This is a genomic window from Parasalinivibrio latis, from assembly GCF_036825535.1.
Classification (GTDB): domain Bacteria; phylum Pseudomonadota; class Gammaproteobacteria; order Enterobacterales; family Vibrionaceae; genus Parasalinivibrio; species Parasalinivibrio latis.
Genome location: NZ_CP098812.1, coordinates 1,638,597 through 1,655,232, shown reverse-complemented (window position 1 = coordinate 1,655,232; position 16,636 = coordinate 1,638,597). Strand labels below are relative to the sequence as shown.

Annotated in this window: 16 protein-coding genes; 11 read left to right on the top strand and 5 right to left on the bottom strand. The window is 47.3% G+C overall.

Features of this window, described 5'->3' with window-relative positions; genetic code table 11:
- Positions 1-385: 385 nt before the first annotated feature.
- Both NF212_RS07905 and NF212_RS07900 read left to right on the top strand, forming a co-directional pair.
- The gene (locus NF212_RS07905) at positions 386-1,585 is read left to right on the top strand and encodes a hypothetical protein (RefSeq protein WP_434360404.1); all 1,200 of its coding nucleotides are present in this window, start codon (positions 386-388) and stop codon (positions 1,583-1,585) included.
- A complete protein-coding gene (locus NF212_RS07900) occupies positions 1,582-3,360 on the top strand; it encodes an ATP-binding protein (RefSeq protein ID WP_434360402.1) in 1,779 nt (592 codons plus the stop codon). The genes NF212_RS07905 and NF212_RS07900 overlap by 4 nt, the downstream gene beginning before the upstream one ends.
- Positions 3,361-3,499: 139 nt before the next feature.
- Here the strand turns inward: NF212_RS07900 and NF212_RS07895 are convergent, their stop codons facing one another.
- The 4 genes from NF212_RS07895 to NF212_RS07880 form a co-directional block, all read right to left on the bottom strand.
- Positions 3,500-3,889, bottom strand: coding sequence for a hypothetical protein (locus tag NF212_RS07895; RefSeq protein ID WP_434360400.1), 390 nt, complete (start codon positions 3,887-3,889; stop codon positions 3,500-3,502).
- A 141-nt stretch (positions 3,890-4,030) separates the two neighbouring features.
- Positions 4,031-4,588, bottom strand: coding sequence for a DapH/DapD/GlmU-related protein (locus tag NF212_RS07890; RefSeq protein WP_434360398.1), 558 nt, complete (start codon positions 4,586-4,588; stop codon positions 4,031-4,033).
- Between the two features lie 74 nt (positions 4,589-4,662).
- The gene (locus tag NF212_RS07885; RefSeq protein WP_434360396.1) at positions 4,663-5,886 is read right to left on the bottom strand and encodes a patatin-like phospholipase family protein; all 1,224 of its coding nucleotides are present in this window, start codon (positions 5,884-5,886) and stop codon (positions 4,663-4,665) included.
- 66 nt (positions 5,887-5,952) lie between these two features.
- The gene (locus NF212_RS07880; RefSeq protein WP_157235322.1) at positions 5,953-6,045 is read right to left on the bottom strand and encodes a YnhF family membrane protein; all 93 of its coding nucleotides are present in this window, start codon (positions 6,043-6,045) and stop codon (positions 5,953-5,955) included.
- A gap of 763 nt (positions 6,046-6,808) precedes the next feature.
- Here NF212_RS07880 and NF212_RS07875 point away from each other — a divergent pair.
- From NF212_RS07875 to NF212_RS07835, 9 genes are all read left to right on the top strand, one after another.
- Entirely contained in the window at positions 6,809-8,287 is a 1,479-nt protein-coding gene (locus tag NF212_RS07875) for a sodium-dependent transporter (protein WP_434360394.1), read from the top strand.
- A 1-nt stretch (position 8,288) separates the two neighbouring features.
- Positions 8,289-8,387 carry a MetS family NSS transporter small subunit gene (locus tag NF212_RS07870; protein WP_157235320.1) on the top strand — a complete coding sequence of 33 codons (99 nt, stop codon included), beginning with the start codon at positions 8,289-8,291 and terminating at the stop codon, positions 8,385-8,387.
- 239 nt (positions 8,388-8,626) lie between these two features.
- A complete protein-coding gene (locus tag NF212_RS07865; protein WP_054675247.1) occupies positions 8,627-9,349 on the top strand; it encodes a response regulator in 723 nt (240 codons plus the stop codon).
- A 1-nt stretch (position 9,350) separates the two neighbouring features.
- Complete coding sequence (locus NF212_RS07860; RefSeq protein ID WP_434360853.1) at positions 9,351-10,835, top strand: ATP-binding protein; 1,485 nt, start codon at positions 9,351-9,353, stop codon at positions 10,833-10,835.
- Entirely contained in the window at positions 10,832-12,082 is a 1,251-nt protein-coding gene (locus NF212_RS07855) for an ABC transporter substrate-binding protein (RefSeq protein WP_434360391.1), read from the top strand. The genes NF212_RS07860 and NF212_RS07855 overlap by 4 nt, the downstream gene beginning before the upstream one ends.
- Positions 12,083-12,250: 168 nt before the next feature.
- Complete coding sequence (locus tag NF212_RS07850; protein WP_434360389.1) at positions 12,251-12,760, top strand: hypothetical protein; 510 nt, start codon at positions 12,251-12,253, stop codon at positions 12,758-12,760.
- Between the two features lie 252 nt (positions 12,761-13,012).
- Complete coding sequence (panP, locus tag NF212_RS07845) at positions 13,013-14,674, top strand: pyridoxal-dependent aspartate 1-decarboxylase PanP (RefSeq protein WP_434360387.1); 1,662 nt, start codon at positions 13,013-13,015, stop codon at positions 14,672-14,674.
- A 140-nt stretch (positions 14,675-14,814) separates the two neighbouring features.
- On the top strand, positions 14,815-15,582 hold the full coding sequence (locus NF212_RS07840) for a class I SAM-dependent methyltransferase (protein ID WP_434360385.1): 768 nt from the start codon (positions 14,815-14,817) through the stop codon (positions 15,580-15,582).
- A gap of 73 nt (positions 15,583-15,655) precedes the next feature.
- Positions 15,656-15,892 (top strand): hypothetical protein, encoded by a 237-nt coding sequence (locus NF212_RS07835; RefSeq protein WP_434360383.1) that lies wholly within the window; start codon positions 15,656-15,658, stop codon positions 15,890-15,892.
- 315 nt (positions 15,893-16,207) lie between these two features.
- Here NF212_RS07835 and NF212_RS07830 read toward each other — a convergent pair whose 3' ends face one another.
- A complete protein-coding gene (locus NF212_RS07830) occupies positions 16,208-16,594 on the bottom strand; it encodes a VOC family protein (protein ID WP_434360381.1) in 387 nt (128 codons plus the stop codon).
- Positions 16,595-16,636: the final 42 nt, after the last annotated feature.

Sequence of the window (16,636 nt, the reverse complement as noted above, 5' to 3'; positions counted from 1 at the left end):
TAGAGCTAAAGCTCTTTTACAATTTCGCTTAGTCATTTTCCCATACATGGCCTAATGGATAGGATAGATGCAAAACCTATCCTAGATGCTCCCACTAGGGTGGTATTTGACTCAATTATTTTCATACAAGGAAGGTGTCTTGAATGCTAGTAGCTTACCACCTTGAGTTCGGTCGATGTGTATTAGTATAACGGTTTCTATACCCTTAATTAACACTGGATTAAGAGTTGAATAAACTGATTGCTTTATTCATCAGAATGCAACGAGTTTACTTCGTAAGAACAGTAAGTTAGCGTATAATTGCTAGCCATTACAGGGTTGGTTTAAGAAGTCGGGATTACCAGACTATATATCGACATGACTTATTCTGAAGTATGGATTTCAAATGGCTGCTGAATTCAATATACATCAAATCTACGATCACAATCTGAACTTTCTTCTCGGTGCTGGTGCTTCAGTTGGGTTTCTACCAACGCTCGCACTAAAAATCAAAGACGAAAACGGTAAGAAGCACACCTTCGAGACGCTAGCAAAGCACTATGAAGACGATAAAGAAATAACAACAATGCTATTCATGTTGTACTACCGTGAGTGCATCAAGCCTGGGTTACCAACTCCACCGCCAAACCCCTCTAGATTGCCGAAGACAGAGAGTGTTATCACTGAGTATAAGCGGTTCATCACTACTTTGATTCAAGTTCTGAATAAACAGAAACCATCAGCCAAGCGAGCAAACATTTTCACTACCAACTACGATAATTGCCTCGAGATCGCTAGTGAAGAGTTAATGGCTGCCAAAAGGGCTCAGTTTCAAGTAAACGATGGTAGTACAGGCTTTCAAACTCGAACATTCCATACAAGAAACTTTAACAATCGCGTAGTTAATAAAGGTCTGCTAGATCGTTACGACCAATATCTTCCTCAAATAAACTTACTGCATGCTCATGGTTCAGTTCATTGGACTAAGAATGGCACAGGTGATATCGAACTTAATTATGGGGATAGCAATTACATCTTTGAATTTAACGAAGAAGAAACTCAGATTTTAGATGAATGCAGAGATATTCTTTACAATGAAGAGAAAACACTCGCTGACTTAGATGCAGTCATTGAAGAACATGACGATCTATCTAAATTGCGAGCGGATGAATTTTGGTCTGCTTATGACAAGATGCCGATCGTTAATCCTACGAAGTGGAAGTTTCACGAAACGGTGTTTGAAGAAGCTTATTACCAGATCCTTCGCCACCTAAGCTATGAACTTGAACGGCCACAATCAGTACTCATCACCTTTGGATTTTCATTTGCTGATGAGCATATCCTTAGTCTTGTTCAGCGAGCACTCTCAAATCCATCACTGACAATGTATGTAGTGTGCTACTGCAAGTCGACGAAAGATTGGATGGAAGAAATATTTGGTCAATATCCTAATGTAAAATACATCTTCTCTGAGGAGCACGCCTTAGACTTCAAGCAATTAAACGATGAGTATTTCACTGTTCTTAAATCAAGTAAAACTAGTTCAAAAGAAAGTACAGATGAAAACGTAATTCAGATGCCTGAGAGAATTGGCGGTGACCAATGAGTATCGAAATCGGAGAAGTAATCTCCGTTAAAGGCACAAACATCATCGTTGAACTATACGAAGAGTCCAACAAAGAGACACTTTTCTACAACGGTGAAAAATTCAATGGTGTATCGATCCAAGAGTTCATTCTAATTCGTCGTGGCTTCAAAGATATCGTAGCCAGAGTTCAAGGAGAATATCTCGACGAACGATTAAAGGACGAAGAGAGTGACTGCTACATCCGCAAGGTTGAGTTAGTTCCAATCGGCTATTTTCAGTTTGATGAATTCCATGAAGGGATAAAACATCTGCCAATGATCCGTGACATCGCCTATCTAATGAGCGATACACAGGTTAAATCGATTTTTGGAAAGCCAGATGACCATTTCATTGTTGGTGAAACTCTTACTGAGGAAATACCTGTATCGCTACCTTGGGCAAAGCTATTCAATACTCATATTGGAGTTTTCGGTAATACTGGTAGTGGAAAATCTAATACGCTGACTAATATTTACACAACGTTATTTCGGAATAAGCTGGAAAATTTCAAAAACAAAAGTCACTTTATCATTATTGACTTTAATGGTGAGTACACAAATAACCAGCTAATACCAAAAGGTGCTAACAAGAAGGTATACCAGCTAGATACTCGCAATGATGATGGTGATAAGTTTCCGCTAACTAGCGATATATTCTGGGATGAAGAGTTATTCGGCATCCTATTTAAAGCTACTGAGAATACTCAGAAGCCATTCTTAAAGCGGATAGTTTCTGGGCGAGATAAGTTCAAAGACAATCCCAATAGCTTAGAGACGTACGTTAAGAAAACTATAAAGCGAGCACTTACCAGTACCTCACAAAAGAAAGAGTTTGCAGAGTTGATAGGTGAAATAGCAAAGATCATTGATTCTCAAGGTCTAAGCCAAACAATTAGAGAAATGGCTTGGCATAGCAAAGATGGCGTACTGTATTTCCCAAATAAAACATTCCCAAATTACTTAAATGGGGGTGACAATGACAACACTTATAGAGTGAATTGCGAGCAAGATGTTGAAAGCATCAACATTAGATCGTTATCACCATTCAGCGAGTTAAAGCTGAGGATCAACACTCAACTTCTTTCTGACCTTGTTAGTGGTTACGTTCAGTTCGACCATATCCAACCTCTACTAAAAAGGGTGGAAGCGTCATTAACAGCACTAGACCGTGTGTTTGAAGTCGTAGAGGAACAGCCAGCAAACCTGCTACTGTCAGTGATATCCCTTCGAAAAACTAACCAAGAAATTAAGAAGGTTTTACCACTTTTGCTTGCTAAGTTTTATTACAGTGCGCATAAGCAAAAGGTAATGAACCAAAGCCCCCCAGAGCAAACATTCCACATGATAATTGATGAGGCTCATAACATACTTTCGACCCAATCGAATCGTGAGAGTGAGAGTTGGAAGGACTATCGTTTGGAGTTGTTTGAGGAAATTATCAAAGAAGGTCGTAAATTTGGCTTTTTCCTAACGTTGTCAAGCCAAAGACCGGCAGACATCTCACCTACAATTATGTCTCAACTACACAACTTTTTTATTCATCGCTTAGTAAATGATCGTGACCTTAAGCTATTGGAAAATACAATAAGCTCACTTGATGATCTCTCACGCCAAATGATTCCCAACCTTTCAAAAGGTTGTGCGATAATTACAGGAACATCATTCGATATCCCAATGGTTGTTCAATTCCATGAGATGTCCCATGGTAGTAGGCCCGATAGTGATGATATCAATATTGCTGATTTATGGAGTTAAATAGTTGGTGCTGGCTGTGATAGTTAGTACCACTTGACTTTGCCCAAATTCTCTTTATCCGAAATAGATAGCTTTGAGTAGTGACTCTAACTTGAAATTGTCCCACAGTGAACTTAAGAACTAGTTGTCGACTTCCCCCTTACCGCCCCACACCGTCCACCAGCTTGTGGGCGGCTTCGCACTCTGGCGTATAAGAGTCGATTTTATTACACGGAAGCGCATTCATACTCTTGATACAGCCATGTGCCGCTGTGACCACCTCACCGGTTTTGGCTGAGTCTGCAAACTCCGCTTTCATGTCCGCACAAATGTTGTTCACCATTTGCTCGGCAAACTTTCGGGTAGACTCATCAAATGGCTTTCCCTCCATTTCGGCAAACGTACATTGGCGGATTTTCTGGCAAAACTTATCAACCTGTTGTTGCAACTGAGGCATCGTTGCCGCTGGCGCAGGCATTGCCACTAGCAATCCAAACAGGACGGCGAAAAAGAAAGGTAAACCGGGTGTCCAACGAAACGTTGTCATCATGGGTATCGCCTCCGAGGAAAGACCTCAAAAACTTTAACAAGGTTAACGCCAGATCAGGGTTGCATTACTAAGACTTTCAAAAGTTGGGAAATTTAGGGCGCATTTAACCTGTGAATTCCGCCCTGATTGCAGGCATTTTGCCTAAGACAAGCGTCGCTGGACAGTGGCTGGATGGCCTGACACAACCGCAAACGGCTCAACATCAGCATTCACCACAGACCCGGCTTCAATAACGGCCCCCTCCCCAATGGATACGCCGGATCGAATTACACTGTTTCCGCCGATCACAACATTGCTTCCGATGATCACCGGGGAGGCTATCAGCGACTCCCCCATATCAATATCTCGGGGAAGCAGGTCATGGACGGCGGTATAAATACCGGTACAGGGGCCAATCACGACATTGCTGCCAATGGTCACATGGGCACTGTCGAGGATGGTGCAATTGGGGTGGATCAGGACATTGTCGCCCAAGTCGATGTTGATGCCGTATTCACAGATAAACGGCGCTTCCACAATGACCTGCCTTCCCCTGGAAGAAAACAGCTTTGTGACAATCACATCCACTGCGGCTTCATCGGCGGGATCCTGGGCCTGGAGGTCCCGGCACAACCGGCGGGCAGCATGGTGAATGGATTTCAGTTCCTCATCCTTGGGCTTGAACGGTAACCCTTTTTGCATCCTTTCCAGTTCTGTCACTTTCGCCTCGGTAATTACCTTCTATAGGAAAAAGTATAAAGCCAAACCTGACGAGGAAGTAACTAATTAATGTGCTAACTCACTGTATTTGTTACAGCTGTCAGCAATTCCGCGTACTGGCGGAGGAATCTGTGCCCTGCTTCCACTCCCGCCTGGTAATCATTGTCCAGTTCTTCTTGCGTGCTGAGGAGCGCTTTACTCTCCAGCGGTTTTTCCGGTGCAATCTGCAGGATATGGACACGCGAAGGCGGGTCGGCAATGAATGATTCAATATCGTGGTAGCTTTGGTAATGATGCACAAGCATGTTCATCATATCCGCACTCAAAGACTGCCCGGTTATTGCCTGGAGCCGGTAAATCTGCTGGCCACCAAACAGCCAGCGCTCGCCGTTGGCTTTAATTCGGTTTGGCAGTACGTCTCTAAGGCGGGACAGAAAACCCTCATCGTCCTGTACCGGGCGCTTTTCCGTCAGTTGCCGGATGTTTGACAGGCGGTGTGACATTTCATCATGAAAACCCTGCAACTTGTTAAGGCGGTCTGTCAGGTTGAGACGCGCCAGGTAATCCGGCAGTTTATCCTCAATTTTTTCCCGCCAGTTTTCGAGCAATGCAACCCCAATGCCCTCGCTGGCTTCTACCGGCTCTGTCCGGATGACCACGACAATATCAGCGCCGCGGTAGTAGGCCTCTTTCACCGGAATCGCGGCACTCACGCCACCGTCTATGTAATGCTTGTCACCAACCTTGACCGGCCCGGAATACAAAAAGGGAATCGCGCACGTTGCCTTGAGCGTTGACATCCAGTCACCGTCGAGCAACGGAAGGTAATCATCTTTCAGAGTATAGGTGTCTGTTACTGCGGCATAAGCTCGCCGCCCACTGCCGGACAAAGTTGCTCGTGCTGATTCAATATCAAGGGGATTGGAAGGATGGCCAAGCCCCTTTTCAAGCGCCCAGTCCAAATCCATATATTGCTGGCGACGAAGGTATTTTATTAAGTGGAAAAAACGGGGAGACGTTGTGATTTCGTGGATGAATTGGTAACCGTAACCATGCTGACGCGCAAGGAACGAGGAGATGTTGAGCGCCCCGGCGGATGTACCAAAATAGAGAGAGAAAGGATCAAATCCGGCCCGGATAAAACTGTCGAATACGCCGGCAGTGAAAATACCCCTCTGCCCTCCACCCTGAGTGGAAACTGCTATCTGCGCTTTGCGTCCAGAAAACCGCCGCAAAATCGAATCCCCCGGAGATGCATGTCCGAGGGTCGTATTGATATTTTGAGGAACAACTGCCACCTCAACTCCTTAATCACAAAACCCGTATGGGTTATCAGGATATTAAGGCATTTCGGGGGTAACACTCTAGCTGTAAATGATTGCGACCAATCCGTAAGTCAAAATCATTGCCAGAGTGAATACAGTCGTTAACAGTGCAAGACGAAGGTTTGAATCCATGACCTGTACTCCTTACGAATCATTAACACATTAATAACGCTTGTAAGGAGGTATTACAAGATATGCCAGTCATTCATATGACTAAGTTCTCGTAATCATCACACTATTTGTACACCCATTGCGGCATTTTTCATGTGTCTTCCGTGCCTTGTCAGGAACAAATCTACAGTACAGGATTATTCACCACCATTTTACAAATAATTAATATTTAGAATTACCAAGCTATTCGGAAATGTAATGATTTGAAATGCAAAAATGTCAGATATTCTTATGGGTTATCAATGCGCTACTTTCAAATGACTTCAGTGATGATATTTCAATCAAAAAACCACAAATCATTTTATTTTATTGTTTTTATTATCTTTTAGTGAAACAACACCGACGTATTTAACCGTCAGCACCCTGCTTTTCGTGCCGGCGCGTTTACTGTCTAAAAAACAGTCAAATTGATGAAATATAAAATAATGATGATTAACTGGTTAAGATAATAATATTGGAATATACATCGGTCTTTCAGTGCGATAATTCCGGACTTTACTCATACAAACACTCTTTACCAGCATCATTAACCACAAAGACACCACTTTTACACAATCTTCCTCTATTGATTTCACATTTCCCAAAGGTTAGCCTCCTCTTATCGCCGTGATTAGTCATATGTTTTGCGAATCCCGGCAACACAAACACATACATCAAACACAACTTCGCTACATCGTCTTTAATCCGTTTCATAGGGATAGACAGAGCTTTCTAAGGAGTAATCATGAAACGCGAACAATGGGGCACCCGGGCCGGGTTTATACTCGCTGCTGTCGGGTCAGCAATAGGGTTGGGAAACATCTGGCGTTTCCCCTATATGGCTTATGAAAACGGCGGCGGGGCATTCCTTATCCCTTACCTTTTTGCCATGATCACCGCCGGTATTCCTTTTATGATTCTGGAGTTTACGCTCGGTCATAAAATGCGCGGTTCGTCGCCGGTCGTATTCTCCAAATTAAACACCAAGTTTGAATGGCTGGGCTGGTTCCAGGTCTTGATTGCTGCGGTGATTGCGGTTTACTACGTTGCGGTGATCGGCTGGGCTATCTCCTACCTTAGCTTCTCCTTTACCCAAAGCTGGGGAGCGGACACCAAAGCGTTCTTCTTCTCTGAGTACCTGCAACTTGGAGACAATTCCCCAACCAATCTCGGGAGCTGGCAATCGCAAATCGCGATTCCGATGGCTATTGCCTGGGCTATTACCTTTGCAGCCGTATTCAGCGGGATCAAAGGCGGGATTGAGCGTGCAAGCAAGATCATGATGCCACTGCTGTTTATCATGGTACTGGCGCTGATTGGCCGTGTGCTGTTCCTGCCGGGTGCTGTTGAAGGCCTCAATTACCTCTTTACCCCAGACTTCAGTAAGCTTGCGGATCCTAAGGTATGGTCAGCCGCATACGGCCAGATCTTCTTCACCTTGTCTGTCGGTTTCGCCATTATGCTCGCCTACTCCAGCTACCTGCCGGAGAAGTCTGACATCAACAACAATGCCTGCATGACCGTACTGATCAACTGCGGTTTTTCAATGACTGCCGGTGTACTGATCTTCTCTATCCTGGGATATATGGCTGCGGAACAGGGTAAAGCGGTAACAGATGTTGCCGGAGCCGGTGTCGGCCTTGCCTTCGTCACCTTGCCTGCGGCTATTAATTTATTGCCTATCCCCTACATCCTGGGGCCGCTGTTCTTCCTGGCGTTAGTTGTAGCCGGTTTAAGCTCCCATATTTCGATCATCGAAGCGGTCACATCAGCACTGATGGACAAGTTGAAACTGACCCGTAAGGCCGCAGCTTCTGTGGTTTGCGGTATCGGTTTTGCGGTCTCAATGGCGTTCGCGACCAACGGCGGCCTGTTGCTGCTTGATCTGGTCGACTACTTCATCAACAACGTGGCGCTGCTTGCTTCTTGCCTGATTGAGCTGGTGATTGTCGGCTGGCTGGTGAAGCTGTCTGATATCCGCGAACATGCCAACAAGTTGTCTGAATTTTCTGTCGGTAACTGGTTTGAGCTTTGTATCCGGTTCCTCAGCCCTGTCATGCTGGCGGTTATCACGACTACCAACCTGCTCAATACACTGGCTGACGGATATGGCGGCTATGCCCAGGAAGAGTTAATGCTGCTTGGCTGGGGCCTTGTTGGCGCCATGCTGGTAGTGGGAATTGTAGTCAATACGGCATCCAAGCCTGCTGCAGAAGGAGCGTAATATGACTTTCGGAGCCATTATCATGATGCTGATCGGTTTCGGCATCACCTGGGGCGGTGCGTACTGGTGCATTAACAAAGCGATGCATTCAGAAAGTTAACCCCACTGTCACGAGCAAAGCGGAGGCCGGGTGCCTCCGCTTTTTTATATAGATAAAAAGTAACTGGCCGTTGCAGCCCTGCTTTGCCGGATTCTATTCACTTTGGATGCAGAGCCTCGCTCAAATAAACGACATTCAAGCACTTTCTTTACGCCGAAACATTGAGAATCTGGCCTTTCCCGCCGGACTTTTGGATAATAGAAGATTGAAAAATTGCATTGAGACAAGGTGTTGGTTTGATGTCAGCCGCAAAACGTATTTTGGTCGTAGACGATGATGTGGAAATCCGTGAACTGCTACAGGAATACCTGACCAAAGCAGGATACGACGTCACCACGGCTCGTGACGGTAATGAAATGCGCACCAAGGTGGCAAGCCAATACCCGGACCTTATCCTTCTGGATATCATGCTGCCGGGTGATGACGGCTTTACCTTGTGTAAGGAAGTCCGCCGTACATCAAACGTTCCTATCATCATGCTCACCGCGGTATCCGATGAAACCGACCAGATCATTGGCCTGGAACTCGGCGCGGATGACTACGTTGCGAAGCCATTCAGCCCCCGTCAGCTTGTCGCACGGATCCGTGCCCTGCTCCGGCGTACAGAACAGCTCCAGCAAACCACAACGTCCAAAGCCAAGGCTATCCGGTTCGACCAATGGCGGGTTGACCCTGCTGCCATGCGCCTGAACAACCTGGTAACCGGCCTGGAAGTGGATATGACCCCGGCAGATTTCACGTTGCTGATGCTGTTTTTGGAACACCCACAGGAGCTGCTTGACCGAAATGCCATTTCCAATGCGCTCAAAGGTAAAGATGCAGAGCCCCATGACCGCGCTATTGATGTCCAGGTCAGCCGCTTGAGGCAACGCCTGAAAGACAGCGGGAAATCGCCGCGAATTATCAAAACGGTGCGCGGTACCGGCTACCTGTTCATTGCCGAGATAACCTATGAAGCCTGACATGGATGTCAGCCCCGCACCGGATGCGCTGGAGAAAGCGTCCAGAAGCCTGTTCGCTTTTATCTGGCCTCGCTCCCTGCTCTCCCGCACCCTTATGTTAACCCTGGTTTCCGTTTTGATGGCCCAGGTCATTGCTACATCAATCTGGTTCAGCCAGTCACGGGACAGGGAAATGGAGGGGTTGAAATCCGCCTCTGATGCCATGGCGCAGATGTTTGCTTCCACCACCAAGTTCTTTGAATCACTGCCGATGAAATACCGCCATATTGCGCTGGACCAACTTCGCAATATGGGTGGAGCCCGCTTTTTCGTCTCCTTTAACAAGGAGAAAATTACCATCGATGCGATTCCGGACAATGAGCTGAAAACACTCTCACTCAACACCATATCCAAGGTTCTTCACCAGAAACTGCCTAACCTGAAGGTTATCGATGTTGAGTTTTCCCGCCCGGAAACGCTGCACGTTCTGAACAACAATATCCTGCTGTCAGATTTACCGCGCTCGTGGGCACATTACACCCTGACACTGCAGCCGCTGAACCCACCGATCCTGGTAGTGCAAATCCAACTGGCTGAGAATGAATGGCTTTATATTGCAGGCTTGCTCCCGGCACCTTATGTCACGCTGGAAGACAACCTGTTTACGGTTGAACAGGCAATATTCATTACTGCCATTACTGCCCTGCTGTTAATCTTCACTGGCATGTTGATCCGTCGCCAGACCAAGCCTTTGCGCCACTTGGCTGAAGCGGCGGACCGGCTGAGTATGTCTATCGACCAACCACCGATTAAAGAAGAAGGGGCGGCTGAAATCATCACTGCAACCCGGGCATTCAACCGGATGCAGATGCGCCTTCAACGTTATATCAAAGACAGGGAAAGTTTATTCAGTGCCATCTCCCATGACCTGAAAACCCCGATCACCCGCCTGCGGCTCCGGGCAGAACTGCTGGATGACGAAACAACCATTGATAAGTTCAACAAAGATCTCGATGAGCTGGAAATCATGGTAAAGGGTGCATTGCAGACGGTAAAAGACACGGATATTCACGAAAACCTGGCGGAGGTGGACATCAACCTCCTGCTTGAGAGCATTGCAGAAGTCCATAACGCCACTACCGAAAACGTCCGGTTGAACGCGGATACAGACGCGATAATGATGTGCAAGCCGCTCGCCATCAAACGCAGCCTCAGCAACCTCATCGACAATGCCGTATTGCACGGGGGGCACGTCGAAGTCTATATCTTTGATGACAATGATAAAATTCGTATTTCCATTCAGGATGATGGCCCCGGTATCCCCGAAACGTCCCTGAATCGGGTATTTGCCCCTTACTATCGTATTAACACCGACGCTGAAGGTTCCGGACTGGGACTGGGTATTGCCCGCAATATCATCCATGCCCACGGTGGCGAGCTTGTTCTCTCCAACCGTGATGAAGGTGGCCTTAGTGTCGATATCAGCCTCCCGAGACTGTTTAAATGAGCCCCCTTAAGTCACTTTGTTTCTCCCTCGCACTTGCCTACTGCCAGCAAGTCTCTGCCGGTAATGTTGAAGTTCTGCACTGGTGGACATCCGGTGGTGAAGCTAAATCCGTTGAATCCCTGAAAAGTGCCCTGAAAGCCAGGGGCCACTCTTGGGAGGACATCGCCGTTGCCGGTCTTGCCGGTGAAAACGCAATGAATGTGCTGATCACCCGGGCGATGTCCGGAAACCCTCCCTCTGCGGCACAAATTAAAGGCCCGGATATCCGGGAATGGGGACGCCTTGGCTTTTTGACCAACCTTGACGATGTTGCCCAGAAAGAAAGCTGGGACCAGCTTCTGCCCTCCCAGGTTGCCAATATCATGAAGTATGATGGCCACTACGTTGCTGTCCCGTTCAATATCCACCGGGTCAACTGGCTATGGGTAAACCCGGAAGTGATGAAAAAAGCCGGGGTCACTGTCCCTCAAACACTTGATGAGTTTTTCACTACCGCGGATAAGCTCCAGGAAGCCGGTTACATCGCCGTGGCACTCAGTGATGAAGCTTGGCAGGAAGCCACGATATTTGATGCGATTGCACTTTCGGTGCTGGGTGCCAGGGATTACGAAAAAGCCTTTGTCCAACTGGATGAGAAAACGCTTTCCGGCCCTAAGATGGCAGAAGCATTCCGCCAGTTTAAACGAATGAAAAAGTATATGGACCCAGAGGCCGCCGGCCGGAAATGGAACGAATCTACAGACTTGGTCATTCAGGGCAAAGCTGCCATGCAATGGATGGGGGACTGGGCAAAAGGGGAATTTGCAGCCGAAGGGAAACAACCGGGCAAAGATTATCTCTGCGCACCGGCACCGGGGACGAAAAACACCTTTATGTTCAACATCGACAGTTTTGCGTTTTTCAGTCTCCAGAACAAAGATGATACGGATGCCCAAAAAGCGCTGGCAAGCGCCATTCTTGACCCGGCTTTCCAGCGAACGTTTAACCTGAACAAGGGCTCGATCCCGGTTCGGGTAGATATGGATTTGAATGGCTTCGATCAGTGTTCAGTCGATGCCATGAACGCATTTTTGCGCGGGGCGGCAACCAATCAGCTGGTTCCAAGCCTGTCTCACGGCCTTGCCAGCACGCGTTACGTCCAAAATGCGGTTTTTGATGTGGTTTCACAATTCTTCCAGAGCGATACGGAAACCCCTGAACAGGCAGCTGAGAAACTCGCCAAAGCCATCTACTCAGTGCGGAACTAACCTACCTCACACTTTTCCTTTTAACGCATCCATATCGGTCATTCAAAGACCGATATGGCATTTCATTCAAGACACATTACTCCTACAATAATCACAAATAAGGAACAATTAAAATAAGCCTGTTCCCTGCCCCGTCAGGAATGGAAATTTCATTAAAAGGAAGCTGTTATGACCCGTGCTTTGGCTCTTATGTTAGCCCTACTTCCGTTATCTGTATTTGCCCAGAATAACGCTTGTCTGTCTGAAAAATACCATGGGTATGTCGATGCTTCGATCAACTGGTATGAAGATCTGGTAAAACTCACTGTCGAGAAAGATGCCACTCTTGAGGATGTCAGCCAGTGGTTCCTCGAAGGCAGGAAAAACCACTTTGAGTTTAATAAAGAGGCCTTTGACTATTACCTGGAAAACGATCCGGGAAGATTGAAGCTCGATACGTCCGTTGAAGGATGGCTAAACCTGAGCCAGGACGATATCAAGACACTCAGCCAGACCGAAGGCCCGCTGTCAGAAAAAGCGGCAGAAGTGTTTAACTTCCGCCAGAGCACGCCCCATGCCCGGAACTATGATATGCGAAGTGCACTGGCTGATATCCTGAGCCACCCGGATGCCATCCAGGAAGCGCTCAACCGTTACAACACCGCGGTATTGGACGTCAGCAACACTGAGTGCAAGTAATTTCCCTACCGAATCCCCTTGAGTCAGACCGGGTATACCAACCCGGTCTGACTTCTATCTATCCCTGTCCCGGATTTTGACTAATACCAATTGGGATAATTCCTTGGTCATTCTGATTGGTACAATAATTCAGTCACCAGAGAAAAAACCATTCTGATTTTCGCCGTCAATTCTGGTATGTTGTCCCTCTTCTCTGCCCGGTGAGCGACATTCCCGCGTGCAGAATGGTATAGAGAACTAGAAATCAACGATATGGCAAAGGCACACTACACCAAACCTGCCGAAGCGACGCCGGAAACCCTGCATCGCATTTTTACGGTACCAGAAGCGCCGAATTCGACCCTGAGCCGAATCGAAAACGAAATTTCCCAGAACCTCGATAATTTTCTCCAGCAGCACATCGCCGCTGTTGAGCAGCCGTTGGCTGAAATCGAGAAAGACTTCAGCAACCCAATCATTCCTGAAGATCCCACTTTCGTCTCTGACCACACCGAATTCCTGCTCGATAAACTGGTGGCGCATTCCGTCCACACCTCTTCCCCACGTTTTATCGGGCATATGACATCGGCTCTGCCTTACTTCCTGATGCCGTTGTCAAAAATAATGATTAGCCTCAACCAGAACCTGGTAAAGATTGAAACCTCCAAGGCGTTTACCCCGCTGGAGCGCCAGGTTCTGGGTATGTTGCACAACCTCATCTACCGCAAAGAAGCTGGCTGGTATACCGACTGGATGCACAGTGCGGATCACTCGCTGGGTGCATTCTGCTCCGGGGGGACTGTTGCCAACATTACCGCCCTGTGGGTAGCTCGGAATCAGTTACTGAAACCGGATGGTGAATTCAAAGGAATCGGCCAGGAAGGCTTCTTCCGCGCCATGAAGCATTATGGCTATGACGGCCTCGCTGTTTTGGTCTCAGAACGCGGGCATTACTCGCTCAAAAAAGCTGCTGACGTGCTTGGGATCGGCCGTGATTGCCTGATTGCCATTCCAACGGATGACAACAACCGTATCCGCACCGATCTGCTTGAGGAAAAAATCTCGGCGCTGAAGGCGCAGAATATCAAGCCATTTGCCATCGTCGGTGTTGCCGGGACCACGGAAACCGGAAATATCGACCCGCTCAACACACTGGCAGATATTGCCGAACGTGAAGGCTGCCATTTCCACGTCGATGCGGCCTGGGGCGGAGCCAGCCTGATGTCCAACAACCAGCGCCAGAAGCTGGCTGGCATTGAGCGGGCTGACTCGGTAACGATTGATGCCCATAAGCAGCTCTATATTCCAATGGGCGCCGGTATGGTCATCTTCAAAGACCCTACCCTGGCATCTGCCATTGAGCACCACGCAGAATACATATTGCGTAAAGGTTCAAAAGACCTCGGCAGCCACACCTTGGAAGGCTCACGCAGTGGCATGGCCATGTTGCTCTACGCGGCACTTAATATTATCAGCCGTAAGGGATACGAGATGCTCATCGACCAAAGCGTCGACAAAGCAGCACACTTTGCCGCGTTGATTAAAGCGCGTGAAAACTTCGAGCTGGTTACCGAACCGGAACTTTGCCTGCTGACCTACCGTTATGTGCCGGAAGACGTCAAAAAGGCACTGGACGTTGCTTCCGAAGAAGACCGGGAAACCATTCTGGATCTGCTTAACGATCTCACTGAGTTCGTTCAAAAGCGTCAGCGTGAGAGTGGACACTCTTTTGTCTCCCGTACCCGCCTGACACCGGAAAAGTGGAACCGCAAGATTTCATCTGTGTTCCGGGTTGTTCTTGCAAACCCGCTGACTACCCATGAAATACTGGAAAACGTCCTTTCCGAGCAGGAAGAGATTGTAAAAACCAGCGAAATCGCCCTGCCGAAGCTTCGTGAAATTGCCAGCCGTATCCTGACTGAGGCGGCGGCCTGAAACGATACCCAAACCAACATACCCGGTGCTTGCCGGGTATGCCCCATCTCCATGCTCCGTCGCTCACCTCAATCCCCTGATTTTTTAAATGTTATTGCCACCCGAATGCGACTCAAGCCCAATTAACCAACGGGTTTTATATGCATAATAAGGCGCTACTCCTGGCAACTACAGAGCAGAGAATCCGTACAGTGAGCGAACAATACAACACCGAAATATCAAAGCATTACGCAGCCTACCGCCCACCGATCCATCAGATGATACTGAACGCTAACCTGTCTTCCTTGCCATCATTCCATGTCGGTGTGGATGTCGGGTGCGGGACGGGAGTATCCACTGTCGCCTTGAGTGAATACTGTCAGACAGTGCGGGGGGTTGATCCAAGTGAATCCATGATTGGACAAACGCTGGGAACTGACCGGATAAGCTATAGCGTTGGAACCGGCGAAAACATCCCGGCTGAAAATGGCTCTGTTGATATCATCACTTTTGCCGGTTCATTGTCATACGCAAAATCCGAAGCGCTGGTTGAAGAAATCAAGCGGGTTTGCGCCAAAAACGCAACGGTTTTGGTTTATGACTTTGAGGTGCTGCTTATGGATTTCATGGACATGCTTGGCATAGCGATGAACCCTGTCCCGTCAGATTATGACCACGCAATTAACTTCAGTGATATTGCAGGTTTTCACCCTGCGAATATACATCAGGGAACCCTAAGTCTTGAGGTTACCTCCGAGCAACTGGCCCACGTGTTGTTTTCATCCTCAACGCGTTACACAAAGCTGGTAAAGGCATTTGGTGAAGAAAACACCTTCAACGAGGTCGTCAGGAAGTTAACTGAAATCAGTCCAACTCACCGGATATCAGTGAACACCTATTCGTCAATGTACAACGTCAACCGTGATTAACATCAAGGTATGTAAGTCTCCTCAAACAGGTAAATTTGTAAGCGTTAATGTCATTCATCCGAGGCTATAAATAATGGATATCAGATATTGCGAAAAGTGCGGTAAAGAGACGCCTCATAAAGAACTGATTAAGCAAAAACCATCCAAGTATGGAAACAGCAGAAAAGAAAAATTTAAGGCTTTTCTGGAAGGTTTTTTCAGTGGGTCGGCAAGCCCTGTCCTGGCGTCTTTAGACTTGGTTGATCGCTATGTGGTTTGTACTGAATGCGGTCATAAAGTGAAAGAAAATCATGGTGATGAATTTCAGTAACATCTCTCTTTGAATAAAACAAAGCCGCCTCAGTGGGCGGCTCTGTCATTCAGCTTTACGTTTACCGGGTTAATCACCGACAAACATATAGCCTTCACCGTGGACGGTGATAAATACCTGAGGGATTTTTTAGGGTCAACATCTATTTGCGTGCATCAAGGAAGTCACTAAAGCACCAATTCTGGCAACAACAAGGTAGGTAATACGCATAGGTTGCGAACGACATAACATCAAAATCTCATAGCATTACGCCCATCGTCCGACCAGGAAAACTCTCACTAAACAGCTAAATTTGTCATGCTGTCACAAAGCGCTTTAAGTGCTTTCAATCGCAGTACAGAACTCAATCAGATAACCATTTAAATCACGCACAAACGCAATGGTTTGCCCCCAAGGCATATGAGTAACATCTTGAACCAACTCCGCACCTGCATCGACAGCTTGAGCTAAATTTCCTGCCACATCATCTGTTTCAAAGGCAATTTCGAAATTTGGTGACTCTGCATTGCCAGAGCTTGGGTTCTTACCAAGAGAGGCCATCAAATCAAGTGAAGAAAATGCCAGCTTAGTTTCGCCTGTATCAAGTTCCCCGTAGATTCCGCTTTCATGCAGATACGCTCGCTGCAAGCCAAATGCCTGCTCGTAAAAAGACAGTGTGAGTCCAACATCTTTAACATACATGATGGTGTATTTAAATTTCATACTTCTCTCCATGAATGTATCGCCTTCACATTCTAGTCAGTT